Below are 24,109 nucleotides of genomic sequence, written 5' to 3' on the forward strand. Positions count from 1 at the left end.
TCGGTGTACGACGGTGTCACTTGCTGTACAGAAGCGTCCCGAATCCGAGTTGGTCGTAGCCGCCGCTGTTGGGCCCGTAGTCGCCGCCACCGCCCTCCACACGCACCTTCTCAGCCATCAGGGTGATGAACGGGGTGGTCAGACGGCGTCGGCGGGCGTAGTGGTTGTGCAGAATCTCCCAAACCGGGCGAACGGTTCCCCGGGCTATGTCGGAGATCACAGGCTGCTCCGCGTAGCGTCCGGCGCCCTGGCCGCTGCGCCAGGCGTACGTCGTGAAGGGCACGGCCGCGCCGAGGTTGTACTTGGCGACGTACTCGGCGGCCTTCATGAACCGGTTGTCGAGGTAGCCGTAGAGGTCGACGCCCTGGTTCCAGGCCATCTCGCAGATCGCGCCCATGAGGCCCATGCCCATCATGGTGTGGCCCTGGTCCCGGCCGCTCTCCTGCCACTGGGCGAGGTTCTGGCCGCTGTAGACGAAGGGGATGGCGTGCTTGAACGAGCCGTTGCCCGCACCGGACTTCATATAGGTCACCGCGCGTTCGAAGGTGGCCCGGTCGTCGCACAGGATGCCGGTCGCCATGAGGGAGGCGACGTTGCACAGGTCCCAATTCGCCCAGTAGTTGGTGATGTTGGCGGTGTTGTGGTTGGTGAGGAAGTCGGTGTTCATCGGCGTGAAGACGGTGCGCAGCATCTTCTTGAAGCGGGCGAACTCGAAGTCGGGGTGGTCGCGGACGAGTTCGGCCGCGTTGGCGAACTGGTAGCCGTAGATGCCGGAGGCCAGGAAGCGGTCGGCGTTGCCGTTGACCGAGGTGAGGGTGGCCGACCAGGCGTTGAGGATGGCGACGGCCGTGTCGCCGTTGGCCTTGGTGCCGCCGATCTGCCGGCGCAGGGCGTTCTGGTAGGCGGCGTGGATGTCGTTGTAGAGGATGCCGTAGTTCTGGCCGGTGCCGCCGCGTACGACGACGGCCTGCGGGCGGGGCTGCCAGGTGCTCGCGGAGTGCGGGTTGCCGGTGAGCCGGGTCCAGCCCTTCAGCCAGGGGTCCTTGCGGGCGGCGATCCGGACCTTGGCGCGGTGCAGGTCGCCGGCGTTGTGCAGCATGCCCGGGTGGGTCAGGGCCTGCGGCCGGGCGGTGGCGGTGCCGATGGCCGGGCCGGGCTGCGCGGCATCCGCGCCGCCTCCGGAGAACGCGGCGATCCCGCCGCCGACGACGCCCGCCGCCGCGACTCCGCCGCCGAGCGTGAACAGGCCCCGGCGGGTGAGGCGGTGCTTGTTGGCGGGCTTGCGGGCGTCGGTCGGCCCGGGTGCGTTCGTTGCCATGTGGGTGGCTCCGGTGCGTGAGGAAACGGGGGACGCAGAGGGAGACGGGGTGATGGCTCCGGCGATAACAGTTTTTGCGGCGCCGAGTTGGATCCCGTAGGGGGTAACCCCGGTAAAACCCTTGTTTCGCAAGGGAGTTGGTCCGGGTGACGCCAGGGGTGGGTGCCCTCCTCGCCGACGATCCACGGACGGCCGCGGGCGATGAGGCTGATCACCGACAGCCACCGGAGAACTCAGGAGCAGCCGATGCGCACCCGCCGTCGCACCACCGTCCTCACCGCCTCGCTCGTCCTCGCCCTCGCGGCCGGACCGCTGGCCGCACCCGCGTTCGCCGTGTCCCCGTCACCCTCAACCGCCATACGGGGGACGGCCGGTCCGGACACCGTGGCGCTGCGGGCCGCGCTCGCCGGGCTGCCGGACGCGGATGCCACGGCGGCTCTCGTGCGGGTGGGCGGGACGGACGGGAGCTGGCGCGGGAGTGCCGGGGTGCACGATCTGGAGAGCGGGGCCGCCGCCGATCCCGACGCCCGTTTCCGGGCCGGTTCGACGACGAAGGTGGTGACGGCGGCGACCGTGCTGCGGCTGGCGGCGCAGGGGAAGGTCGACCTGGACACACCGGTCCAGCGCTATCTGCCGGGGCTGCTCACGAAGGCCTTCGAGCCCATATCCGTAGGGCAGTTGCTGAACCACACCAGTGGTATCCAGGCCGGTGACGGCTTCGGGGACGCCTTCGAGGACCAGTACGCGCACCGCTTCGACACGCTCACGCCCCGGCAGGTGGTCGCGTCGGCGGTGGCGAAGGGGCCCGAGTTCCGGCCTGGCACGCGGCAGGACTACCTCAACATCAACTACACGATCCTCGGCCTGCTGATCGAGAAGGTGACGGGACACTCGTACGCCTCGGAGGCCACGCGGCTCGTGCTGCGGCCCGCGGGCATGCGGGACACGTACTTCCCCGGCACCGACCCGCGCATCCGGGGCCCGCACAACCACGGTTACCAGGTGGTCCAACAGGCCGACGGCACAACGGAGTTCGTCGACGTCACCGACTGGAACCAGGCGGACCGGTGGGCGGCCGGCGACATGATCTCGACGACCGCCGACCTGGAGCGGCTGATCACGGCGCTGTTCCGGGGGCGGATCGTGCCGGGGCCGCAGCTGAAGGAGATGTTCACGGTGCCGGCCGGTGTCGAGGGCGCCAGTTACAGCGCCGGGCTCCAGCGTTTCGAGTACGGCGGGAAGGTGTACTGGCTCAAGTCCGGTGCCAGGTACGGCTACAGCGCCGTGGTCCTCGCCACCCGCGACCTCTCCCGCACCCTCGTGTACTCCGTCGGCTCGACGGACGCCAAGGGCGAGTCGATGAACGCGGTCGCGATGCGGATCGCACTGGCGGCACTCAAGTAGCCGGTGCGGGGGCGGGAGTTGGCGCGAGTACCGCCTCCAGCCGCTTGATCTTCTTCCGGACGACGTACAGCGGGACGATTCCGAGGACCCCGAAGGACATGTCGATCACCGTCCACCACAGGGGAATTCCGCGGATCGGTCCGCAGATCAGGGCGAGCGGAACGATCCCGGCGCAGGCGATCATCCCGAACTCGACGACCCAGATGTTGCGGACCGGGTCGCGGTAGGGGCCGTAGAAGGCGACCGTGATGACGAGGTGTGCGAAGGCCAGCCAGTCCGTGCCGTAGAGGAGGAAGGGGTAGTCGGTGTCGGCGGTGTCGAGTCCCTGGCGTACGCGCTCGATCCAGTCCGCGAGGGCGGGCAGGTGGTGCGGTACGGACAGGGACGTCAACACGTCCTCGGTCCAGCGGAGTTCGTGGACCAGCGGGAAGGCGGTGGCGCCGCTGAGCACAAGACAGACGACGAACAGGGCAAGCCAGGCACGGATGCCCTTCAGGAGGGCGGCTCTGTCGTTCATGGCGGCAGCCTACGCCGATATTTGAACGCGTTCAAAACCTCTTCCCGAGATCCCGAGGCTTCCCTCAGAAGTCCAGGTCGTGTTCCTGGGCGAAGCCGCGCGTGGTCTTGGAGCAGGCGGCCGGAGGACTGTCGCTCGACGGGGGGACGCGGGAGTTACGGCAAGCGGGTCTGTCCGGCCGGCGAGGGCGCCAGGGTCCGGGACATGGATGAGGCCGATGGCGATGCCGTGGGGGCCCTGGACGGTTCCGTGGTGGGGATGCTCGCACGGCTCGACTCCGCGCCGGGGGTGGAGGTGGGTGCCTTGGTGGCGGGCGGGGTCGGCGGAGTCGTAGGACTGCTGCTCGCGGGGGGCGGGGCGAGCGGGACCGTGGGGGTCACGGGTGAGTCGTGGTGGGCCAGGCGGAACGGGAGGGCGGCGAGGACGAGGACCGCGCAGGTCGCGCCGGCGCCGGCCGCCGCGCGGAGCAGGCGGCGGCGGTGCGCGCCGCGGCGGATCGACTCGTAGCGGCCGGGGGGCGGGCCCAGGTACTCGGCGGAGGAGGGCCGCAGGATGACCGTGAGGGGGTCGTCGAGGGCGAAGTCGGACTCCCGCCCCTCGTCCTCCTCGTCAAAGTGTGTGGTCAAGGCTTCTCCTCAGATGGGCTCGGAGCATTTCGCGGGCCGCGTGGAGGTCGGCCTTGATGGTTCCTTCCTTGCGCCCGGTCAGCACGGACACCTCCCGGATCGGCATGTCAGCGTAGTAGTGCAGGAGGATCGGGACGCGCAGTCGTTCCGGCAGCGACTGGACGAGCAGCCGTACGGACGGGTCGGTCTGTTCGGTGGGCGGTCGTATCGCTTCCTCGGTGGTGGCGCGGCGCACGGCCCGGCGCTCGCGCTCCAGTTTGCGCCAGTGGTCCCGAACGAGGTTGGCCGCGGTGACGTAGAGGAAGCCGCGCGGTTCCGCGACCTTCGTCCAGCGGGCCCAGAGCCGGGTGAAGGCCTCGGAGGCGATCTCGTGGGCCGTCTCGTCGTCGTCGACGAGCCGGCGGCACCAGCCGGCGAGGCGCGGGTAGACGGCGGCGAACAGTTCGGACGCTGCCCTCTCGCGGGACCGTTTCAACATGCTCCGTAGGGGGTGGTGAGGTTCACGGAGGAAGACCCCGGACCGCCGGCGGGGGTTCCGGCGGTCCGGGATCCGGACCGGATCAGGGACTCGCGGCGGTCAGCGCCGCGAAGACGATCACGTTGTCGAGATAGCCCGTACCGGTACGGGTCCCGCCACAGGTGATGAGCCGCAGTTCGGGGCGGTTCACATTCCCGTACACCTCGTCCGACGGAAAGTCGGCCTTGGCGACCGTCCGCACCTCGGTGACGGCGAACACGGCCGTCGTGCCGTTCTCCAGGACCACGTCGATCCGGTTTCCCGCGCGCAGCCGCGCGAGGTGGCGAAAGACCCCGTCCCCGTACGTGCCGACCGTCACATGCCCGAGGATCACCGACGGCCCGGACGCGCCGGGGGTCGGTGAGTACCGGTACCAGCCCGCCCGGTCGTGCGCCGTGATCGGCGGCACCTGCACGGTGCCGTCCGAGGCCAGCCCCAGCCGCACGACCGGGGTGTCGACCCCGATGGCCGGGACGCGCAGGGTGACCGGGGCGGACCGCGCGAGGGCGTGCACCACCTTGGTGCCGGACCCCGCCGAAGGCGTGGGACCGCCCTGTTGCGAACTCCCCTGCCCCGAACTCCCTTGATTCGCAGTGGAGTTCGCGGAGGAGTTCGCGGCCGGGTCGGTCCCGTGTCCGCCGGCGCAGCCGGTGAGCAGGGCCGCCGCCGACGCCGTGACGAAGGCGCGCCTGGAGAGCGAGGTCATGCCCCGGTCGCCCTCCGGCGCCGTACGACGACGAAGGCGCCGCCACCGACGACGGCCGCGGCGGCTCCTCCGCCGATCAGCGCGGTCGACAGGTCGGACGACTTCGACACCGGCGCGACACCGGTGTCCGGGGCGCCGCGCGGGACGGTGGCGACCTGGCTCGGCGCCACGGTCGGTTCGGCGGAGGGCTCGGTGCTCGGGCTCCGGGTGGGGGCGGCGGTGCCGCTGGGGACCGGGGACGGCGCCCTGGTCGGCGCGGCGGTCGCGGCGCGGGTGGGCGACGCGGATGCCCCGTGGGCGAACGCGGGCACGGTGCTCGCCAGTACGGCGCCGCACGCGAGTGCCATGGCGCTGAGGACAGTTCGGCGCATGAATCGCTCTCTCTCGTCGGCCGGCCCGCCGGGTCCGCCGGTGGTGCACCGGCGGGGCGGGTCGCGGATCGAGCGGAGAGACGAGGCGGGGGAAGGGCGGGTTGTAAAGAGCGGGCAAAGTCCTGGAGGCGTACGGGACTTCACTCACCGCGCCCGCTGTTCCGCGGGGCTCGGGCGGAGAGCTGGGCGAGGTCGACGTAGACGCAGAAGTCGTCGACGAGGCCGGTCTCGTCGATGTGCCACATGGTGACGGCGGGGGACGGTGACGGTGTCGCCGGTCAGCCGGTCAGCCGGAAGTGGTCGACGGTCTCCTCGACGATGGCGTCGGCGCCGGTGCACCACTCACGGACCACCTTGTGGCGCAGCCCCTTGATGGTGCTGAAGGAGGCGCCGACGCCGGCCGCTGCCTCCTCGGGTCCGGTCATCGGTGCGGCGTTCCCGAGGCGCATCCGGCCCTGTAACGCGAATGAGCGGCGGAAGCCGACGGCGTCGGTCCCGTCGACCAGGGCGAAGACCCTGGCGGCGAATTCCGTGGGCATGGCGGGCTCCCCCGGGTCGAGACTCCGGTGACGGCACCGGCGGCCCGGTCCCCTCGTACGGCGTCGAGCCCAGTGCGCGCCCGAGCAGGGGAGTTGACCGCTTCACGCGGGCACGGCGGCCTGTTCCGGGGCCGGGGTGTCGCGGCGGTACACGTCCTTGAGGTAGAGCACGAGGGCGGCGCCGAGTACCCACACCGGGAGGATCACCAGGGCGCGGGTGAGGCCGTCGTTCTGGAAGCGGGACAGGCCCTGCATCGCGCGGACGCCGACTCCGACCGGCAGGATCTCGGAGAGCGGGCGCAGCCAGCCGGGGAGGTAGGCCGCCGGCATGATGCCGCCGCTGCTGCTGTTGCCGAGGATCAGCATGAGGATCGAGGCGAGGCTGACGCCGGCCGAGCCGAACAGCCGCAGCAGCACCATGGTCGTGCCGCCGACCGCCGCGCCCATCAGCGCGATGACCGTGACGAGCGGCAGGAAGGAGCCGGGCAGCGCGCCGAAGCCGGTACTGCCGGCGATGGTCGCGATCAGCAGTCCGCCGACGATGCCGAACAGGGCCAGGCTGGCCATCCGCCGGCGGTACTGGAGGCGGGGCGCGAGCTGGTAGGTGGTCATGCCGAAGAGGTAGCCCGCGAGGACCAGGCCGAAGGCCGCGTAGAAGACGGAGAGACCGCGGGTGTCGCCCGCCGCCGCCGGGGCCACGTCCTCCACGGCGAGTTCGTGGTGCTCGGCGTGGGCGACGGAGCCGAAGGCGGTGGTCACGGTCGCGGTGACGGCGGCGCCGTTCGCGCTGCCGTAGAGGAGTTTCCCGTCGCCGAGGTAGGCGGCGTAGACCTTCCGGTCCTGTACGGCGTTCAGGGCGGCGGTCTCGTCGGGGTAGGTCTCGACGGTGAAGCCGCCCGGGGCGACCCGCTCCAGGTCGCGGCTCAGCTGGGCCTGGGACGTGCCTATCTCCGTTGTGCCGACGCGGAGTTGGTGCGGGCGCGGGGCGTGGAAGGCGGCGAGGTAGACGCTGACGAACACGGTGCCGATCAGCAGCACGACCGCGACGGGGAGCAGCACGGCGCGCGTGTTTCCGGGGCCGGGGGGCGGGTGGGCCACGTCGAGGGCGTGCTTGTGCGGCGGTCGGGTGGCGACTTGCTGGGACATCGGGGGCGTCCTAGATTAGAAGGCAACTGATAATATTTGTACATCACAATCAGCTGCCTTACAAAAGAGGTCCACCCTGTGAACCACCCCGACCGCCGCACCGGCTACGTCACCTGGCAGATCGGCCAGATCATGGCGGCCCGGATGGAGCGCGCCCTGCGCCCGCTCCGGCTGACCCTCGCCCAGCACCGGGCCCTGATGCAGGCCGTGCTCGATCCGGGGGTCTCCAGCGCGACCGCGGCACGGCGGGCGGCGATCACCCCGCAGTCCATGGGGACCGCGGTCAACGGACTCGTGGAGCGGGGGATGCTGGAGCGCCGGACCACGCCGGGCGACCGGCGCACCCAGCGCCTGCACGCCACCGAGGCCGGTGTGCGCCTCGCGGCCCAGGCCGCCGAGACGGTGGACGCGGCCCACGCGGAGGCGCTCCAGGCCCTGACACCGGCCGAGCAGGAGCAGGCGCACGCGCTGCTGCTCAAGCTGCTGGCGTCACTGAACCCGTCGGCCCTGGAGGGCGGCGGCACGGATGAAGTGCCCCCTACAACCCCACGATCTTGTTCCACTCCTTCGCGAACTCCACCCGTTCCGCAGACGTGATGTCCCGCGCGATGGCGAGGTGCCTGCGCATCGTGGCGTCCGGGAAGATCAGGGGGTTTTCGGCGAGGGCCGCGGTGTCCTTGTCCTTGGAGGATGCCAGGACGTCCTGGGCGGCGGGGACGGGGCAGACGTAGTTGACCCAGGCGGCGAGTTCGGCGGCGACCTCGGGGTCGCAGTAGTAGTCGATCAGTTTCTCGGCGTTGGTCTTGTGGCCGGCCAGGTCCGGGATCATCAGGGAGTCCGCCCAGAGCTCGGCGCCCTCCTCGGGGACGACGAAGCGGATGTCCGGGTTGTCGGCCTGGAGCTGGATCACGTCGCCGGAGTACGCCTGACAGGCCAGGACGTCGCCGCTGACCAGGTCCTTGGTGTAGTCGTTGCCGGTGAAGCGGCGGATCTGCTTCCTGCTGATCTGCGTCTGCACCTGGTCGCACACCTTGTGGAAGTCGGCGGCCTTCCACTTGGTGATGTCGACGCCGTTGCCCTGCATCAGCAGCGCGAACGCCTCGTCGAGCCCGGAGAGCAGCGTGACCCGGCCCTTGAGGTCGCTCGCCCACAGGTCGGAGACGTGCCGTATCTCGCGGCCGAGCTTGCGGTGGTTGTACGCGATGCCGGTGATGCCCGACTGCCACGGCACGGTGTACCGGCGGCCCGGGTCGAAGGCCGGCGAGCTGAGCTGCGGGTCGAGGTACTTCGCCACGTTGGGCTGCGCAGCCCGGTCCATCCGCTGGACCCAGCCGAGGCGGACGAACCGCGCGCACATCCAGTCGCTCATGACGATCAGGTCGCGGCCGGTCTGCTGGTGGTTCATCAGGGCCGGGCTGATCTTGCCGAAGAACTCGTCGTTGTCGTTGATCTCCTCGATGTAGTCGACGGAGATCCCGGTGCGCTTCTCGAAGGCCTCGAGCGTGGGCCGCCTGGTCGCGTCATTGTCATCGGTGTCGATGTACAGCGGCCAGTTCGCCCAGGTCAGCCGCTTGTCCTGGGCGGACAGATCGGCACCTGCACGGTCGCCCGCCTTCACATAGGCGGCGGGCACACCGCACCCGGCGAGGGCGCCGAGCGCGGCGGCGGAGCCGACCGCGCGCAGCGTGGAGCGGCGGGAGGGCGAGTACGGCTTCGGAGTCTTGGGCACCCGCGCAGCATGACGTGCCGACCCGGGGCCGATCAATGGACGCCGCGTCCAGCGGGTACTCGCGGACCCGACACCTTGTCGATCGGTTGTCTGTCAAGTAACCGTCAGTTCACACGACCGGTGCGGAGTGCGGGACTCCGACCGCCCCGGGGGCCGGGCGCCGGTGCTCCGTCGGGGCGTACGGCGGCAGGCTCACCTCCACCACCAGCCCGCCCTGCGGACGGGTCCGCGCCCGCACCCGTCCGCCGTGCGCGGCGACAACGACCGCCGGCTGGAACAGCCCCGGCGGCCTGGTCGGCCGGAATCACCGGCCCGCTGTTCTCGATCCGCAGCCCGGGCCGCCCCCGCGCATCGACCCCCGTCCACACGCTCACCCAACTTCCCTCCCCCGCTGGGAGGTTGTGCCGTACGGCGTCGTCGGTGAGGTTGACGACCAGCCGCTCGACGAGCTGCGGATCGCCGAGGTCGGGAGCGGATTCGAGCCGGGCCCGCACGGACAGCTCCACGCCCCGCAGCCGTTCCTCCGCGACCGTCGCGAGATCCACGAACTCCCCTGCCTCCAGCCCGCGTTGGCTGCGTGCGAGAGTCAACAGCGCGTCGATCAGCCGCTCCTGCTCCTGCTCCTGCCCGGCCGCCCACGCACCCGGGCCGGCGCCGCCCGCAGGGCCGGCACCGAGGTGTCAGGGTCGGCGAGGGTGACGTCCACGATCGCCTGCTGGAGCGTGGGCGGGGTGCGCAGTTCGTGCGAGGCGTTGGCGACGAACTGCTTGTGCGCCTCGAACGCGCCCTCCAGCCGCGCCAGTACGGCGTCGAAGGTGTCCGCCACCGCCTTCAACTCGTCGTCGGGACCGGGTACCGCGAGCCGTTCGTGCAGGTTGCCGGCGGAGATCCGGCTCGCCGAGGCCGTCATCGTGCACAGCGGCGACAGCACCCGGCCGGCCACCAGCCGGCGCGAGCGAGGCGAGCGCCATCACCGCGAGCGCGACACAGGCCTCGACAAACATCTGGTGCCGCTGGTCCGCGCGCGGCGGTGACGATGGCGGTGACGCTGTGCGCCACGCCGGGACCGGGCCCTCCGGTCGTCAACTTCGGCCTCTCGACGGTGCCGTTGGCCTGCCCGGACCCGTTGTGCTGCCCTCCCTCACCCGCGCTTCCGAGAACGCCTGACCGTCCGGAGGGGGAAACAGAGGGGGAACAGCACAGCCCCGGACGGATCAACTCGCGTCCGGGGCCGCGCACTTGTGCTGGTGAGCGCTACTCGCCCAGCGACGTCATCACGTGCTTGATCCGCGTGTAGTCCTCGAAGCCGTAGGCCGAAAGGTCCTTGCCGTAGCCGGACTTCTTGAAGCCGCCGTGCGGCATCTCCGCGACGAGCGGGATGTGGGTGTTGATCCACACGCAGCCGAAGTCGAGCGCCTTGGACAGGCGCATGGCACGGGCGTGGTCCTTCGTCCACACGGACGACGCGAGCGCGTAGTCGACGCCGTTCGCCCACTCGATCGCCTGGGCCTCGTCCGTGAACGACTGGACGGTGATGACCGGCCCGAACACCTCGTTCTGGATGATCTCGTCGTCCTGCTTGAGGCCGGAGACGACGGTCGGGGCGTAGAAGTAGCCCTTCTCGCCGACCTGGTGGCCGCCCGACTCCACCTTGGCGTGCGCGGGCAGCCGCTCGATGAAGCCGGAGACCTGCTTGAGCTGGTTGGGGTTGTTCAGGGGGCCGTAGAGCACGTCCTCGTCGTCCGGTTGCCCGGTCTTCGTCTCGGAGGCCGCCTTCGCGAGCGCGGCCACGAACTCGTCGTGGATGCCCTCCTGGACGAGGACGCGGGTGGCCGCCGTACAGTCCTGGCCCGCATTGAAGAAGCCCGCGACCGAGATGTCCTCGACGGCCTTGGCGATGTCGGTGTCCTCGAAGACGACGACGGGGGCCTTGCCCCCCAGCTCCAGGTGGACCCGCTTGAGGTCCTTGGACGCGGACTCGGCGACCGACATGCCGGCGCGCACGGAGCCGGTGATGGAGGCCATCGCCGGGGTGTGGTGCTCGACCATCAGGCGGCCGGTGTCGCGGTCGCCGGTGACGACGTTGAGGACGCCCTTGGGGAGGATCGAGCCGATGATCTCGGCGATCAGGACGGTGGAGGCGGGGGTGGTGTCCGAGGGCTTGAGGACGACCGTGTTGCCCGCGGCCAGCGCCGGGGCGAACTTCCACACCGCCATCATCATCGGGTAGTTCCAGGGCGCGACCTGCGCGCAGACGCCGATCGGCTCGCGCCGGATGATGGAGGTCATGCCCTCCATGTACTCCCCGGCCGAGCGGCCTTCGAGCATCCGCGCCGCGCCCGCGAAGAAGCGGATCTGGTCGACCATCGGCGGGATTTCCTCGGAGCGGGTCAGCCCGATCGGCTTGCCCGTGTTCTCCACCTCGGCCGCGATCAGTTCCTCGGCCCGCTCCTCGAACGCGTCCGCGATCTTCAGCAGGGCCCGCTGCCGTGCCGCGGGAGTCTCGTCCCGCCAGGCCGGGAACGCGGCGGCGGCGGCCGCCATCGCGGCGTCCACGTCCGCCGCCCCGGACAGCGGCGCGGTCGCGTACGCCTCCCCCGTCGCGGGATTGACCACCTCGGTGGTCCGTCCGTCGGCGGCGTCCCGGAACTCACCGTCGATGTAATTGCGCAGACGACGCAGCTCGGTGCTCACTGCCGGCCCTCCAAGTTCAGGTGTCCAATCACTGAGACACCCACCCTAATCGCCCGGCCCACGTTTTCAACACCCCCGATCGCATCAGGACTACGAAATCCGCAAGTCTCGACCTTGTAAACAACGAATTTCATCGAAGCGGCCTTGCGGAACGGTCGAGACGTCGTGCACAGTGAAGCCGTGGCCAGTCGTAGCGCAGAACACAGGGACTCCCGCGAGTCCAGGAACGGGACTCCGCATCTGGATTCCGTCTCCCTCGCCATCATCGAACAGCTCCAGGAGGACGGCCGCCGGCCGTACGCCGCGATCGGCAAGGCCGTCGGCCTCTCCGAGGCGGCCGTGCGCCAGCGCGTCCAGAAGCTGCTCGACCAGGGCGTCATGCAGATCGTCGCCGTCACGGACCCGCTCACCGTGGGCTTCCGCAGACAGGCGATGGTCGGTGTCAACGTCGAGGGCGATGTCGAGAACGTGGCGGACGCGCTGACGGCCATGCCGGAAGTGGAGTACGTGGTGATGACCGCGGGCTCGTACGACCTCCTCGCCGAGATCGTCTGCGAGGACGACGACCACCTGCTGGACGTCATCAACAAACGCATCCGGGCACTGCCCGGAGTGCGCTCCACCGAGAGCTTCGTCTATCTGAAGCTCAAGAAGCAGACCTACATGTGGGGAACCCGATAACCGTGAGCAAGGACCTCAGCCGCACCGCGTACGACCACCTGTGGATGCACTTCACCCGCATGTCCTCGTACGAGAACGCGCCCGTTCCCACGATCGTCCGTGGTGAGGGCACCTACATCTACGACGACAAGGGCAAGCGCTACCTCGACGGTCTCGCGGGTCTGTTCGTGGTCCAGGCCGGTCACGGCCGCGCCGAGCTGGCCGAGACCGCGGCCAAGCAGGCGCAGGAGCTGGCGTTCTTCCCCATCTGGTCGTATGCCCACCCCAAGGCCGTGGAACTCGCGGAGCGTCTCGCGCACTACGCGCCCGGCGACCTGAACAAGGTCTTCTTCACCACCGGCGGCGGCGAGGCGGTCGAGACCGCCTGGAAGCTCGCCAAGCAGTACTTCAAGCTCCAGGGCAAGCACACCAAGTACAAGGTCATCTCGCGCGCGGTCGCCTACCACGGCACCCCGCAGGGCGCCCTGTCCATCACCGGACTCCCGGCCCTCAAGGCCCCGTTCGAGCCCCTCGTCCCCGGCGCGCACAAGGTCCCGAACACCAACATCTACCGCGCCCCGCTCTTCGGCGACGACCCGGAGGCCTTCGGCCGCTGGGCCGCCGACCAGATCGAGCAGCAGATCCTGTTCGAGGGCCCGGAGACGGTAGCCGCGGTCTTCCTGGAGCCGGTGCAGAACGCCGGCGGCTGCTTCCCGCCGCCGCCCGGCTACTTCCAGCGGGTCCGCGAGATCTGCGACCAGTACGACGTGCTGCTCGTGTCGGACGAGGTCATCTGCGCCTTCGGCCGCCTCGGCACGATGTTCGCCTGCGACAAGTTCGACTACGTACCGGACATGATCACCTGCGCCAAGGGCATGACCTCGGGCTACTCCCCGATCGGCGCCTGCATCATCTCCGACCGCCTGGCCGAGCCGTTCTACAAGGGCGACAACACCTTCCTGCACGGCTACACCTTCGGCGGCCACCCGGTCTCCGCCGCGGTCGGCCTCGCCAACCTCGACATCTTCGAGCGCGAGGGCCTCAACCAGCACGTCCTCGACAACGAGACCAACTTCCTGCAGACCCTGCAGAAGCTGCACGACCTCCCGATCGTCGGCGACGTCCGCGGCAACGGCTTCTTCTACGGCATCGAACTCGTCAAGGACAAGGCCACCAAGGAGACCTTCACGGACGAGGAGTCGGAGCGCGTGCTCTACGGCTTCGTCTCCAAGAAGCTCTTCGAGTACGGCCTCTACTGCCGCGCCGACGACCGCGGTGACCCGGTCATCCAGCTGTCGCCGCCGCTGATCTCCGACCAGTCGACCTTCGACGAGATCGAGGGCATCGTCCGCCAGGTGCTGACGGAGGCCTGGACGAAGCTCTGATCGTTCAGAGGGTTCCGATCCTCCCGAAGCTCCGATCTTCCTTCTGGATGATCAACACCGGCCCCGGCGCCGCCGTTCGAGTGAGAAACGGCGGCCCGGGGCCGTGTGCTGTCCGGGCTCCCGCCGACCGCTCCTTAGCGTGCCAGTGACCGATCGGCCCCCTCTTCGTTCCCCCGGACGGGGGATGCGATACGGGAAAACGGATCTGAACGAGGTGTACGCGCATGGTGGCCCCGCCGGACAACGACGTGCTCTGGGCACGTGCCCTGCACTTCCAGCACCACGACGGAACACCCGCCCTCGGCGGCGTCTCGCTCGGTGTCCGGGAGGGCGAGATCCTCGCCGTCTGCGGCCCGCGCGGCAGCGGCAAGACGACCCTGCTGCGCTGCCTCTCCGGTCTGGAGCGCCCCGGCCGCGGCGAGGTCTGGTTCAACAGCGTGCCCGTGCACACCATGGGCCCGATGACCCGCGAACGGCTGCGCCGCGACCGCTTCGGCTGGATCGACCCGGCACCCGTGCTCGTCCCGGAGCTGAACGTCTGGGAGAACGCGGCCCTCCCCCTGATGCTGCGCGGCACCAGCCGCCGCCGGGCCAAGACCGCCGCGCTGGAGTGGCTGGACCGCCTCGACATCGGCGAGCACGCCCGCAAGCGCCCGCACGAGCTGCGCCAGGCGGAGCGCCAGCGCGTCTCCATCGCCCGCGCGCTGGCCCCGGCGCCGACGGTCCTGTTCGCCGACGAGCCGACGGCCCCGCTGCACCGCGCGGACCGCGCCCACGTCCTGCGCACGCTCACCACAGCCGCCCGCTCGCACGGCATCACCGTCGTCCTCGCGACCCACGAGGCGGAGACCGCGGCCCTCGCGGACCGCACGGTGTCGCTCCTGGACGGACGCCGGGTGAACACGGTCCACCTTCCCCCGGTCACCGAGGCGGAAGGCCGGGCCGAGTGCTCGCTCTCCGTCTGACCCGCGGCTCGCACCCCGCCGTCCAACTCCGCCGCCTGCTGGTCGCGGTGGCCTCGGCGGGCACGGGCTTCCTCCTCCTGTGCACCCTCGGCTACGCGATGGGCCACCCCGACTCCCCCGCCGCCGCGGCCCTGCGCCTCGGCTGGTGCGCGACCCCACTGGCCGCCACCGTCCACTTCGCGGTGGCCGTCGCCCGCACCGACCCGGCGACGAAACCCCGCCCCGGTCTCTCCGCGATCGGCCTCGGCCCCGGCCGCCTGATGGCCATCTCGGCGACCACGACCGCCCTCGCCTGCACCCTCGGCTCCATGCTGGCCCTCCTCTTCTTCCTCCACCTCCGCGGCGACCTCACCGGCATGCCCTTCGACGGAGCGGCGGCGGAGTTCCTGGCCTCGGACCAGCCCCTGCCGCTTCCGGCGGCGCTGACCCTCCTCGCCCTGGTACCGCTGACCGCCTCCGTGGCGGTGGCCCTCACCCTGCGCCCCCGCGACCTCCGCCCGGCCTCGGTGAAGGGCCCGGCAAGGTCGTACGGCCGCTTCGGCGTGCAGGGCCGCCCGGACCGCCGCGAGACCTTCGGGGCGTACGGCCGTTTCGGCGCGCACCTGCGTGCGGGTGCGCGTGGCGGCGGACTGGAGGCCGATCCGGCCGAACAGCCCGCGCCAGCCGAGCGGTTGGAGGCCGCGAGCGGCACCGCACCCGGCGACCACCCCGACCCCTCGCGCCCCGCGGCTCCCCGAGAGGCTCCTCGCGGGCTCCCCTGGGGCATCGCCGTGCTGGCCGCAGGGCTCGCGGTGGAGGCGTACGCGAACCGGACGCGGGACGGTGGCGGGCTGGCGCTGCCCGGTGGGCTCGCCGACGGGCCCGCGAGCGTCCTGGCCGGCTGGGTACTGACCGCGATCGGGCTGGCGCTGGCCGGTCCCGGGCTCACGCACCTGTGCGGGCGGCTGCTCCAGTCCGCCGGCCCCGGCGCGCTGCGACTGCTGGCCGGGCGGGTGCTGATGGAGGAGGCGACCCGGATCGGGCGCCCGCTGGGTGTGGTGTGCGCGGTGACGTCCGGCGGCTTCGCGATGACGGCGCTCTACGCCGCGGACGCCCCGGCCTTCGGCCCCCTGACCACCCTCGGCCTGCTCCTGGTCACCGGCTGCACGGTGGCGACCCTGCTCACCGCCGCGCTGGAGGCCAAGCACGCCCGCGCCGAGACCACGGCCGCGCTGCTCCGCCTCGGTGCCCCCGCGGCGATGCTGCGCAGCGCGGCGGCCCTGCGCGCGGGCGCGCTGCTGGCCCTGTTCCTCCCGCTGACCCTGTTCGTGGCCGAGCTGGCGGCGCTGCCGCTGGCCGGCCGATGAGTTTCGCACGGACGGCCGGTCTACCCACCGAACAGCACGCACGCCTGATGGGAGAGACCCCGCATGTACCAGCAGATGATCTTCGTGAACCTGGCCGTGAACGACGTCGACGCGTCGAGGAAGTTCTTCACGGAGCTCGGCTACTCGATCAACCCCCAGTTCAGCACCGACGAGTGCGCATGTGTCGTGATCAGCGACACGATCATCGCGATGCTCCTCAGCAAGCAGCGGTACAGCGACTTCACCAAGAAGGAGATCGCCGACTCGACGAGGACCAGCGAGGTGCTGCTGTGTCTGAGCGCCGAGAGCCGCGAGAAGGTCGACGAACTCGTCGACAAGGCGTTCGCCGCCGGCGCCACCGGCAGCACTGACGCCATCGACCAGGGCTTCATGTACGGCCGCTCCTTCGACGACCCCGACGGCCACTCCTGGGAGGTCGTGTGGATGGACCCGGCGGCGGTCCAGGGCTGACCGTGCCGGTGCCTAGCATGGGTCCGTGCAGACGAGCCCGGCCCATGCGGCCGCCCACGACGAACGCGAGATCGAGACGGTCGAGGACTTCGACGCGACCGTCTCGGCCCGCGGCACCCTCGCCGGATACCGCGTCCAGGCCGTCGATCTGACGGACCGTACAAAGGAGTTGCTCACCACCGACGCCTCGGGCGCCGTCTTCCTCGGGTGTCCGATGCGGAAGGAGGCCGAGGCGAAGCTCCGCGCCGACGGCGCGCTGGTCTTCCCGCCGGTCCCGCACCTCCCCTTCGACCCCTACCGCGGTCATCTCTACACGCCCGCCGAGTTGTTCGCCTCGCTCGACAAGGGGTACGAGCGGACTCCGGACGCGCTCGCGTACGCCTGGTTCCAGCAGACCAAGGCGGACGGCGACGTATACGCGTCGATGCTGCGCGCCGTGCACGACGACTCGATCTCCGATGCTCTCGACGAACTCCTGCGCGGCGCACGGGTGGTGGGCGTGATGGGTGGTCACGCGATGGCACGCGGGACAGCGGCCTACGACGGTGCCGCGCGCCTGGGCCGGGAGCTGAGCCGCTCCGGGTTCACCGTGGCGACCGGCGGTGGACCCGGCGCGATGGAGGCGGCCAACCTGGGCGCGTACGCGGCGCCGTACGAGGACGCGATGCTGGAGAAGGCGTGCGAACTCCTCGCCGGATCACCCTCGTTCAGCCCCTCCATCACCGACTGGGCGCAACGCGCCTTCGAGGTCCGCGACCGCTGGCCCAAGGGCAACCACTCGATCGGCATCCCGACCTGGTTCTACGGCCACGAGCCGCCGAACGCCTTCGCCTCGCACATCGCCAAGTACTTCGCCAACGCGACCCGCGAGGACGGCCTGTTGGCCCGCTCGAACGCGGGGGTGGTGTTCCTGCCGGGCGCGGCCGGGACCGTACAGGAGATCTTCGACAACGCGACGCCGAACTACTACGAGTCGCACGGCGAGCCCACGCCGATGGTTCTGGTGGACCGGGAGCACTGGACGGAGCGGCTGCCGACCTGGCCGCTGCTGCGTGCACTTGCCCGGGAACGGTCGATGGAGAGCCGTATCGCCCTCGTTGACCGGATCGAGGAGGCTCCGGAGGCGCTGAAACGTCTCACTCATTAAAGTGCAGGTAAAGCCAACTGCCGCACACCGCATATGCATTGACACTGCTTACGCAGCACTTATAGACCAGTGAGACTCCTGGGGGTGGTGGTGCCTCACCTCAACGCTGCCTCATCTCCCCCTAAACCCCCCGCAGTTGCACATCCTGTGAAGGGCAAACGTGTCCATATCTCGACGTTCCGTACGCATCCTCGGTGTCGCGTCCGCCTCGGCCGCGCTCGCGCTCGGATTCGCGGGCAACGCGCTCGCCTGCAACATCCGCGAGTTCTCCGCCTCAGCCAGCTGTGACGGCGCCAAGGGTGTCATCACCGTGACCGACAAGGACGCCTCGGCCACCGAGGCGACCATCACGGTGTTCCTGGAGAACAACGGTTCCGACGCCAAGCAGGTCGGCGAGGCGCAGACCGTCAAGGGCTCGGCCAAGGGCGAAACCGTCACCTTCTCCGAGGACTGGCAGCCGAACGCGACGTACCGCGTCCACGTCAAGGCCAGCAACAAGGTCGACGAGGACATCTCGCCGAACCTGACGACCCCGTCCAAGGCCTGCGCCACGGAGTCGCCCACCCCGACTCCGACCGAGGCCTCGCCGACCCCGTCGGAGACCGCCTCGACCCCGGCCGAGACCGACACCCCGACCCCGTCGGCCTCGGAGAGCAGCAGCACCGCCCCCGCCACGACGACGGACAACGCGCCGTCTCCCGCGGCCGGTAGCTCGAACCTCGCCGAGACCGGTGCCAACTCCAACACCGGCATGATCGCCGGTATCGCGGGCGCGTTCGTCGTCGCGGGCGGCGGAGCCGTCTACTACGGCATGCGCCGCCGCGGTGCGACCAACGGCCGCTGATCCACCCGCTGTTGCTCTGTTGTGGCCCGCCCGGTTCGTGGGGGCGGGCCACACGCATGCCCGCTAGCCGTCGAGTACGACGATCTCGGCCGCGTCGAACTCCACCCCGACCGTGTCCCCGACCTCCGGCGCCTCCCGCAGCGCACACGCCGCCTCAAGCCGCGGCGCGCCCTCCGGCTGCAGTTGCACGGCGACGTGGGTGCCCCTGAACGTGCGGGCGGCGACCGTGCAGCGCAGGCCCTCGTCGGCGGGGACCAGGCGGACGCCAGCGGGGCGCACGAGGAGCATGTGGGCGCCCTGAGGGGCGTCCTCGGGAACCGGCACCTTGCCCCAGGGCGTGTCGGCGGCCTCTCCGGCGACCGTGGCCCCGACCACGTTGTCGAAGCCGAGGAAACGGGCCACGAACTCGTCTGCGGGGCGCTGCCAGACCTCAAGTGGCGTACCGGACTGGGCGATCCGCCCGTCCCGCATCACCACGACCCGGTCGGCCAGTGCGAACGCCTCGCCCTGGTCGTGCGTGACCGCGAGCACGGTCGTGCCCAACGCCCCGAACAGTTCGCGGAGTTCGACGACCAGCCGCTCCCGCAGTGACCGGTCGAGCTGGCCGAGCGGTTCGTCGAGCATGAGGAGCCGGGGGCGGGGCGCGAGGGCTCGGGCCAGCGCCACCCGCTGCTGCTCACCGCCGGACAGCCCCGCGACGGCACGGCGGGCGGCACCCGGCAGTCCGACGAGATCGAGCAACTCGCCGACCCGGGCGTCCTGTTGTCCCTTCGACGCCCCGTGCATCCGCAGCCCGAAGGCCACGTTGCCGGCCACGTCCCGCTGGGGGAACAGCTGATGGTCCTGGAACATCAGGCCCACCCCCCGCTTGTGCGCGGGCACCCCGGCCTGGTCGCGTCCGTCGAGCAACACCCGCCCGGAGTGCAGGGGTTGCAGCCCGGCCACCGCGCGCAGCAGCGTCGACTTGCCGCTGCCGCTGGGCCCGAGGACACACACGATCTCGTGCTCGGCGACCCCGAGATCTACGGCGTCCAGCACCGGCCGTCCACCGAACCGTACGGTCCCGCTCTCAAGACCGAGCAGCATCTAGAACTCCCCCGTCCGGTCGGTGCGCAGCCGCTCAAGGACCAGCAGGGCCACCGCGCACACCGCCATCAGAATCGTCGAAAGGGCCATCGCCTGGCCGTAGTTGAGGTCACCGGGCCGGGACAGCAGCCGGGCCACCGCGACCGGCAGCGTCGGGTTGTCGGGCCGCGCGATGAACACGGTCGCCCCGAACTCCCCCAGCGACACCGCGAACGCGAATCCGGCGGCGATCAGCAACGCCCGCCGCACCAGCGGCAGATCGACCTCACGCCACACCCGCCAGGGCGAGGCCCCGAGCACGGCCGCCGCTTCCCTCAGCCGCCCGTCCACCGCCCGCAGCACGGGCAGCATCGTCCGTACGACGAAGGGGACGCCCACCAGCGCCTGCGCGAGCGGCACCAGGATCCATGAACTCCGCAGATCCAGCGGGGGTTTGTCGAGCGAGATCAGAAACCCGAAGCCGACGGTCACCGCCGACACCCCGAGCGGCAGCATCAGCAGCGCGTCGAACCCCCGCACCAGCTTCCCCGCGTCGCGCCGGGTCAGCGCCGCGGCGGCGAACCCCCCGATCACCACGGCGATCGCGGTGGCGGCGACGGCGTACTCCAGCGAGTTGCCGATCGCGGCGATCGGCGGGACCAGGAAGGTGCCGCCGTCGTCGTGGGTCAGCGCCCGGTAGTAGCCGAAGTCCGGTGAGTCGAGCGACCGTTGCACCAGCACGGCGAGCGGCAGCACCAGCAGCAGGAGGACGGAGACCAGCACTCCGGCGAGCAGGGACCACTGGCCGGCCCCGCGCGGGCGCCGTGCGGTCACCGCCGGGTCCACGAGCCGCAGGGCCGTCTCCCGGCGCCGTACCGTCCAGGCGTGGACGGCGAGGATCGCGCCCACCGCGACGAACTGGACGATCGTCAGCACGGCCGCCGTCGACAGGTCGAAGACCTCGGAGGTCTGGCGGTAGATCTCCACTTCGAGGGTCGAGAAGGTCGGGCCGCCGAGGATCTGCACCACGCCGAAGGAGGTGAAGGTGAAGAGGAAGACCATCAGCGCGGCGGCGGCCACGGCGGGCGCGAGCGCGGGCAGCGTCACCTTGCGCCAGGCCCGCAGCCGGGAGGCGCCGAGCATCCGCGCGGCCTCCTCCTGCCGCGGGTCGAGCTGTGCCCACAGGCCGCCCACCGTCCGTACGACCACCGCGTAGTTGAAGAAGACGTGCGCGAGCAGGATGGCCCACACGGTGGTGTCCAGCCGTACGCCCCACAGGTCGTCGAGGAGTCCGCCCCGGCCGACGAGCGCGAGGAAGGCCGTACCGACGACGACCGTGGGCAGCACGAAGGGGACGGTCACGACGGCCCGCAGCACCTGCCGGCCCGGGAAGTCGAAGCGCGCGAAGACATACGCGCCGGGGAGCGCGATCAGCAGCGTGAGCGCGGTCGAGGCGAGCGCCTGCCAGGTGGTGAACCACAGGACGTGCCGGATGTCGGACTGCGCCAGCACGTCCCCGATCCGGCCCCACTGCCAGGCGCCGTCCACCTTGAGACCGCGCCCGACGATCGCGGCGACGGGGTAGGCGAAGAACACCGCGAAGAACGCGACGGGCACGGCCATGAGTCCGAGCCGCGTCGCGTCGCCCCTGTTCCTGAGGGGCTTGCGCGGTGCCGCTTCCGCTACTTCAGTACGAGCGAGGTCCACGACTTGACCCACTGGTCGCGGTCGGCGGCGATCTTCGCGGGGGCCATGGTCTCGGGGTCCTTGGCCTGCGGACCGTACTTCGTGAACTCGGCCGGCACGGTCGCACCCTCGATCACCGGGTAGACGAACATGTTGAGCGGCATGTCCTCCTGGAACTTCTTGGTGAGGAGGAAGTCGATGAAGGCCTTGCCGCCCTTGGTGTTCCTGGCATTGCTGAGCAGTCCCGCGTACTCGGTCTGGCGGAAGCAGGTGCCGTACGACACCCCGGTGGGCGCGGTGGTCGGCTTCGGATCGCCGTAGATGACCTCGGCGGGCGGCGAGGAAGCGTACGAGACGACGAGAGGCCGGTCGCCACCCGCCTTCCTCCCGCCGGCCGAACCGGAGAACTCCTGGTCGTAGGCCTGCTCCCAGCCGTCGACGACCTTCACGCCGTTCGCCTTGAGCTTCTTCCAGTAGGCCTGCCACCCGTCGTCGCCGAACTGGGCCGCGCTGCCGAGCAGGAAGCCGAGGCCGGGTGAGGAGGTGGCCGCGTTCTCGGTGACGAGGAGGTTCTTGTACTCGGGCTTCACGAGGTCGGCGAAGGAGGTCGGCGGGGTCAGCTTGTGCTTGCCGAAGTAGGCCTTGTCGTAGTTGACGCAGATGTCGCCGGTGTCGATGGGTGTGACGCGGTGCTTGGTCTCGTCGACGCGGTACGCGGGCTTGACGGTGGCGGAGCCCTTCGCGTCGTAGGACTGGAAGAGGCCGTTGTCGAGTGCCCGGGAGAGCAGGGTGTTGTCGACGCCGAAGAAGACGTCGCCCTGGGGGTTGTCCTTGGTCAGGATCGCCTTGTTGACGGCCTGGCCCGCATCGCCGTCCTTGAGAACCTTGACGGTGTAGCCGGACTGCTTCTCGAAGTCCTTGAGGACGCTCTTCGAGACGGCCCACGAGTCGTGGCTGACGAGGGTGACGGTCTTGGAGCCGGAGCCACTGCCCTGGTCCGACCCCGACCCGCACGCGGAGAGCGTGACCAGGCCGAGGCCGACGAGGACAGCACAGTACTTCTTGGTGTTCACGGTGATGACCGAACTTCCTACCCAGAATGACCTGGGCGAGGTTCAGAGGGTCTGCGGCCCGATTGCCGCACTCTCAGCGCTGCGCGCTCCCCTGTCGGATATGAAGGTGTACGTACAGGTGGTACGGGTGAAGATTACCTCTCGGTGGCCGCGAGCTGGCCGCACGCTCCGTCGATCTCCTGGCCACGGGTGTCCCGGACGGTGACCGGCACCCCATGGGCCGCGATGGCCTCGACGAACGCCTTCTCGTCCTCGGGGCGGGAGGCCGTCCACTTGGAGCCCGGCGTCGGGTTCAGCGGGATCAGATTGACGTGCACGGGCTTGCCCTTGAGGAGCCGGCCGAGGCGGTCGCCGCGCCACGCCTGGTCGTTGATGTCCCGGATCAGCGCGTACTCGATGGACAGCCGGCGCCCCGACTTCGCCGCGTACTCCCAGCCCGCGTCGAGCACCTCACGCACCTTCCAGCGCGTGTTCACGGGGACCAGGGTGTCGCGCAGGTCGTCGTCGGGCGCGTGCAGCGAGATCGCGAGCCGGCACTTGAAGCCCTCGTCGGAGAAGCGGTGGATCGCCGGGACCAGTCCGACCGTCGAGACGGTGATCCCTCGCTGCGAGAGACCGAGACCGTCCGGCTCGGGGTCGGTGAGGGCGCGGATGGACTGGACGACCCTCTTGTAGTTGGCGAGGGGCTCGCCCATGCCCATGAAGACGATGTTCGAGAGCCGCGCGGGCCCGCCGGGAATCTCGCCGTCCCGCAGCGCGCGCATGCCGTCCACGATCTGGTGCACGATCTCACCGGTGGACAGATTGCGGTCCAGACCGGCCTGACCGGTCGCGCAGAACGGGCAGTTCATCCCGCAGCCCGCCTGCGAACTGATGCACATGGTGACCCGGTCCGGGTACCGCATCAGCACGGACTCGACGAGCGTCCCGTCGAACAGCCGCCACAGCGTCTTGCGGGTGGTGTCCTGGTCGGTCGACAGGTGCCGTACGACCGTCATCAGCTCGGGGAGCAGCGCCTCCTGCAGCTTTGCGCGCGAACCGGCGGGGATGTCGGTCCACTCCGCCGGGTCGTGCGCGAGGCGCGCGAAGTAGTGCTGCGAGAGCTGCTTGGCGCGAAAGGGCTTCTCCCCGACCGCGGCGACGGCTTCCTTGCGCTCGGCGGGCGTGAGATCGGCAAGGTGCCGCGGCGGCTTCTGGGCTCCGCGGGGGGCGACGAATGTGAGTTCTCCGGGCTTAGGCATGGCTGTACCAGTGTCGCAGATCGTTTACCGTGATCCGTTTACGGTGATCAGCTTCAGCCGATGTGCTCCAGGTGCTCCCTCAGGAGCTTCTCGTTGTGGGGCATCTCGCGTCGGACCTGGGGGCGGACGACGAGGGGCAGCAGGACCTTGCCCATGCCGTGTCCCTCGAAGTCGAGGCCCATCGTCACCCGGGTACGGCGTCCGTCGTCGACGGGTGAGATCTCGCCGCGGAAGTTGCCCCTGATGGGGCCGTCGATCCCGCGCACGGTCCAGGCACGCGGCGGCAGGAACTCGGTGCACTCCATGGTCATCGCCATGTCACGGCGACCCACGTGCCGGGTGACGCGGACCCGGGAGCCGAGGCCGAAGGGCCGGTCGTCGAGCTGTTCCGCGGACACCGCGCTCTCCTGCCACTCGGGGAGGTGGGACGGGTCGATGACGTACGCCCAGGCGTCCTCGGGACGGCAGTCCACGTCGAACTCTTCATGGAAGGCGGACATGATGCCCTCCTTCTTTGAGGGCGGTCCCTTTTTCAGGGCTTGTACCGAAATCGTACGACCGGGCGTCCCCGTGCCACAGAGGAGTCCTCCACGGAACGGGGGCGCCCGTAATGTCGTACGCCGATCGTCAGGCGGACCCGACGAACAACACCGTCAGCA

26 protein-coding genes and 1 riboswitch are annotated in these 24,109 nt (G+C 70.4%); of the genes, 9 read left to right on the forward strand and 17 right to left on the reverse strand.

Translation table 11 applies throughout. The annotated features are described in order from the left end of the window. Window positions 1-16: 16 nt before the first annotated feature. A complete protein-coding gene (locus tag AB0I51_RS10185; protein ID WP_362973310.1) occupies window positions 17-1,318 on the reverse strand; it encodes an alginate lyase family protein in 1,302 nt (433 codons plus the stop codon). Window positions 1,319-1,564: 246 nt separating this feature from the next. Here AB0I51_RS10185 and AB0I51_RS10190 point away from each other — a divergent pair, with 246 nt between their 5' ends. Then, the gene (locus tag AB0I51_RS10190) at window positions 1,565-2,722 is read left to right on the forward strand and encodes a serine hydrolase domain-containing protein (RefSeq protein ID WP_362973312.1); all 1,158 of its coding nucleotides are present in this window, start codon (window positions 1,565-1,567) and stop codon (window positions 2,720-2,722) included. Here AB0I51_RS10190 and AB0I51_RS10195 read toward each other — a convergent pair. From AB0I51_RS10195 to AB0I51_RS10225, 7 genes are all read right to left on the reverse strand, one after another. Beyond that, window positions 2,715-3,239: a hypothetical protein gene (locus AB0I51_RS10195; RefSeq protein ID WP_362973314.1), complete on the reverse strand. Its 525-nt coding sequence runs from the start codon at window positions 3,237-3,239 to the stop codon at window positions 2,715-2,717. The genes AB0I51_RS10190 and AB0I51_RS10195 overlap by 8 nt on opposite strands. A 155-nt stretch (window positions 3,240-3,394) precedes the next feature. Beyond that, window positions 3,395-3,865: a hypothetical protein gene (locus AB0I51_RS10200; protein WP_362973316.1), complete on the reverse strand. Its 471-nt coding sequence runs from the start codon at window positions 3,863-3,865 to the stop codon at window positions 3,395-3,397. Next, window positions 3,849-4,340 carry an RNA polymerase sigma factor gene (locus AB0I51_RS10205; protein ID WP_362973657.1) on the reverse strand — a complete coding sequence of 164 codons (492 nt, stop codon included), beginning with the start codon at window positions 4,338-4,340 and terminating at the stop codon, window positions 3,849-3,851. Before AB0I51_RS10205 ends, AB0I51_RS10200 begins: the two co-directional genes overlap by 17 nt. Before the next feature lie 85 nt (window positions 4,341-4,425). After that, window positions 4,426-5,088 (reverse strand): class F sortase, encoded by a 663-nt coding sequence (locus AB0I51_RS10210; RefSeq protein ID WP_362973318.1) that lies wholly within the window; start codon window positions 5,086-5,088, stop codon window positions 4,426-4,428. Next, window positions 5,085-5,459 carry a sortase-dependent protein gene (locus tag AB0I51_RS10215; RefSeq protein ID WP_362973320.1) on the reverse strand — a complete coding sequence of 125 codons (375 nt, stop codon included), beginning with the start codon at window positions 5,457-5,459 and terminating at the stop codon, window positions 5,085-5,087. Before AB0I51_RS10215 ends, AB0I51_RS10210 begins: the two co-directional genes overlap by 4 nt. A gap of 278 nt (window positions 5,460-5,737) precedes the next feature. Then, on the reverse strand, window positions 5,738-5,998 hold the full coding sequence (locus AB0I51_RS10220; RefSeq protein ID WP_362973322.1) for a hypothetical protein: 261 nt from the start codon (window positions 5,996-5,998) through the stop codon (window positions 5,738-5,740). 102 nt (window positions 5,999-6,100) lie between these two features. Then, entirely contained in the window at window positions 6,101-7,144 is a 1,044-nt protein-coding gene (locus tag AB0I51_RS10225; protein ID WP_362973324.1) for an ABC transporter permease, read from the reverse strand. 78 nt (window positions 7,145-7,222) lie between these two features. On the opposite strand from AB0I51_RS10225, the gene AB0I51_RS10230 reads away from it, so the two are divergent. Next, window positions 7,223-7,741, forward strand: coding sequence for a MarR family winged helix-turn-helix transcriptional regulator (locus AB0I51_RS10230; protein WP_362973326.1), 519 nt, complete (start codon window positions 7,223-7,225; stop codon window positions 7,739-7,741). Here AB0I51_RS10230 and AB0I51_RS10235 read toward each other — a convergent pair. The 4 genes from AB0I51_RS10235 to AB0I51_RS10250 all read right to left on the reverse strand — a co-directional run bounded on the left by AB0I51_RS10235 (window position 7,683) and on the right by AB0I51_RS10250 (window position 11,567). Then, entirely contained in the window at window positions 7,683-8,873 is a 1,191-nt protein-coding gene (locus AB0I51_RS10235) for a spermidine/putrescine ABC transporter substrate-binding protein (protein ID WP_362973328.1), read from the reverse strand. The two genes, AB0I51_RS10230 and AB0I51_RS10235, sit on opposite strands and share 59 nt — an antisense overlap. Before the next feature lie 104 nt (window positions 8,874-8,977). Continuing rightward, complete coding sequence (locus AB0I51_RS10240; protein ID WP_362973330.1) at window positions 8,978-9,463, reverse strand: hypothetical protein; 486 nt, start codon at window positions 9,461-9,463, stop codon at window positions 8,978-8,980. Between the two features lie 11 nt (window positions 9,464-9,474). After that, a complete protein-coding gene (locus AB0I51_RS10245; protein ID WP_362973332.1) occupies window positions 9,475-9,804 on the reverse strand; it encodes a HAMP domain-containing protein in 330 nt (109 codons plus the stop codon). A gap of 323 nt (window positions 9,805-10,127) precedes the next feature. After that, window positions 10,128-11,567: a gamma-aminobutyraldehyde dehydrogenase gene (locus AB0I51_RS10250; RefSeq protein WP_362973334.1), complete on the reverse strand. Its 1,440-nt coding sequence runs from the start codon at window positions 11,565-11,567 to the stop codon at window positions 10,128-10,130. A gap of 165 nt (window positions 11,568-11,732) precedes the next feature. On the opposite strand from AB0I51_RS10250, the gene AB0I51_RS10255 reads away from it, so the two are divergent. The 7 genes from AB0I51_RS10255 (at window position 11,733) to AB0I51_RS10285 (ending at window position 18,385) form a co-directional block, all read left to right on the forward strand. Continuing rightward, window positions 11,733-12,248 (forward strand): Lrp/AsnC family transcriptional regulator, encoded by a 516-nt coding sequence (locus AB0I51_RS10255; protein WP_026178557.1) that lies wholly within the window; start codon window positions 11,733-11,735, stop codon window positions 12,246-12,248. Beyond that, window positions 12,233-13,612 carry an aspartate aminotransferase family protein gene (locus tag AB0I51_RS10260; protein ID WP_362973336.1) on the forward strand — a complete coding sequence of 460 codons (1,380 nt, stop codon included), beginning with the start codon at window positions 12,233-12,235 and terminating at the stop codon, window positions 13,610-13,612. Before AB0I51_RS10255 ends, AB0I51_RS10260 begins: the two co-directional genes overlap by 16 nt. A gap of 224 nt (window positions 13,613-13,836) precedes the next feature. Beyond that, window positions 13,837-14,577, forward strand: a complete 741-nt coding sequence (locus tag AB0I51_RS10265; RefSeq protein ID WP_362973338.1) for an ATP-binding cassette domain-containing protein — start codon at window positions 13,837-13,839, stop codon at window positions 14,575-14,577. Next, window positions 14,559-15,923, forward strand: coding sequence for a hypothetical protein (locus AB0I51_RS10270; RefSeq protein WP_362973340.1), 1,365 nt, complete (start codon window positions 14,559-14,561; stop codon window positions 15,921-15,923). The genes AB0I51_RS10265 and AB0I51_RS10270 overlap by 19 nt, the downstream gene beginning before the upstream one ends. A 63-nt stretch (window positions 15,924-15,986) precedes the next feature. Then, window positions 15,987-16,394: a VOC family protein gene (locus AB0I51_RS10275; protein WP_362973342.1), complete on the forward strand. Its 408-nt coding sequence runs from the start codon at window positions 15,987-15,989 to the stop codon at window positions 16,392-16,394. A gap of 25 nt (window positions 16,395-16,419) precedes the next feature. Next, window positions 16,420-17,541, forward strand: coding sequence for an LOG family protein (locus AB0I51_RS10280; RefSeq protein WP_362973344.1), 1,122 nt, complete (start codon window positions 16,420-16,422; stop codon window positions 17,539-17,541). 160 nt (window positions 17,542-17,701) lie between these two features. Continuing rightward, the gene (locus AB0I51_RS10285) at window positions 17,702-18,385 is read left to right on the forward strand and encodes an LAETG motif-containing sortase-dependent surface protein (RefSeq protein WP_362973346.1); all 684 of its coding nucleotides are present in this window, start codon (window positions 17,702-17,704) and stop codon (window positions 18,383-18,385) included. A gap of 63 nt (window positions 18,386-18,448) precedes the next feature. Here the strand turns inward: AB0I51_RS10285 and AB0I51_RS10290 are convergent, their stop codons facing one another. The 5 genes from AB0I51_RS10290 to AB0I51_RS10310 all read right to left on the reverse strand — a co-directional run bounded on the left by AB0I51_RS10290 (window position 18,449) and on the right by AB0I51_RS10310 (window position 23,950). Further along, on the reverse strand, window positions 18,449-19,471 hold the full coding sequence (locus tag AB0I51_RS10290) for an ABC transporter ATP-binding protein (RefSeq protein WP_362973348.1): 1,023 nt from the start codon (window positions 19,469-19,471) through the stop codon (window positions 18,449-18,451). Beyond that, a complete protein-coding gene (locus AB0I51_RS10295) occupies window positions 19,472-21,073 on the reverse strand; it encodes an iron ABC transporter permease (RefSeq protein WP_362973350.1) in 1,602 nt (533 codons plus the stop codon). 59 nt (window positions 21,074-21,132) lie between these two features. Beyond that, window positions 21,133-22,209, reverse strand: a complete 1,077-nt coding sequence (locus AB0I51_RS10300) for a thiamine ABC transporter substrate-binding protein (protein WP_362973352.1) — start codon at window positions 22,207-22,209, stop codon at window positions 21,133-21,135. Beyond that, a riboswitch (TPP riboswitch) is annotated at window positions 22,206-22,312 on the reverse strand. (Overlaps the previous gene by 4 nt.) 31 nt (window positions 22,313-22,343) lie before the next feature. Next, the gene (gene rlmN, locus AB0I51_RS10305; protein WP_362973354.1) at window positions 22,344-23,450 is read right to left on the reverse strand and encodes a 23S rRNA (adenine(2503)-C(2))-methyltransferase RlmN; all 1,107 of its coding nucleotides are present in this window, start codon (window positions 23,448-23,450) and stop codon (window positions 22,344-22,346) included. A gap of 53 nt (window positions 23,451-23,503) precedes the next feature. Then, window positions 23,504-23,950 carry an SRPBCC family protein gene (locus AB0I51_RS10310; RefSeq protein WP_362973356.1) on the reverse strand — a complete coding sequence of 149 codons (447 nt, stop codon included), beginning with the start codon at window positions 23,948-23,950 and terminating at the stop codon, window positions 23,504-23,506. Window positions 23,951-24,109: the final 159 nt, after the last annotated feature.

This window comes from Streptomyces sp. NPDC050549 (assembly GCF_040655035.1).
In the GTDB taxonomy this organism is placed as follows: domain Bacteria; phylum Actinomycetota; class Actinomycetes; order Streptomycetales; family Streptomycetaceae; genus Streptomyces.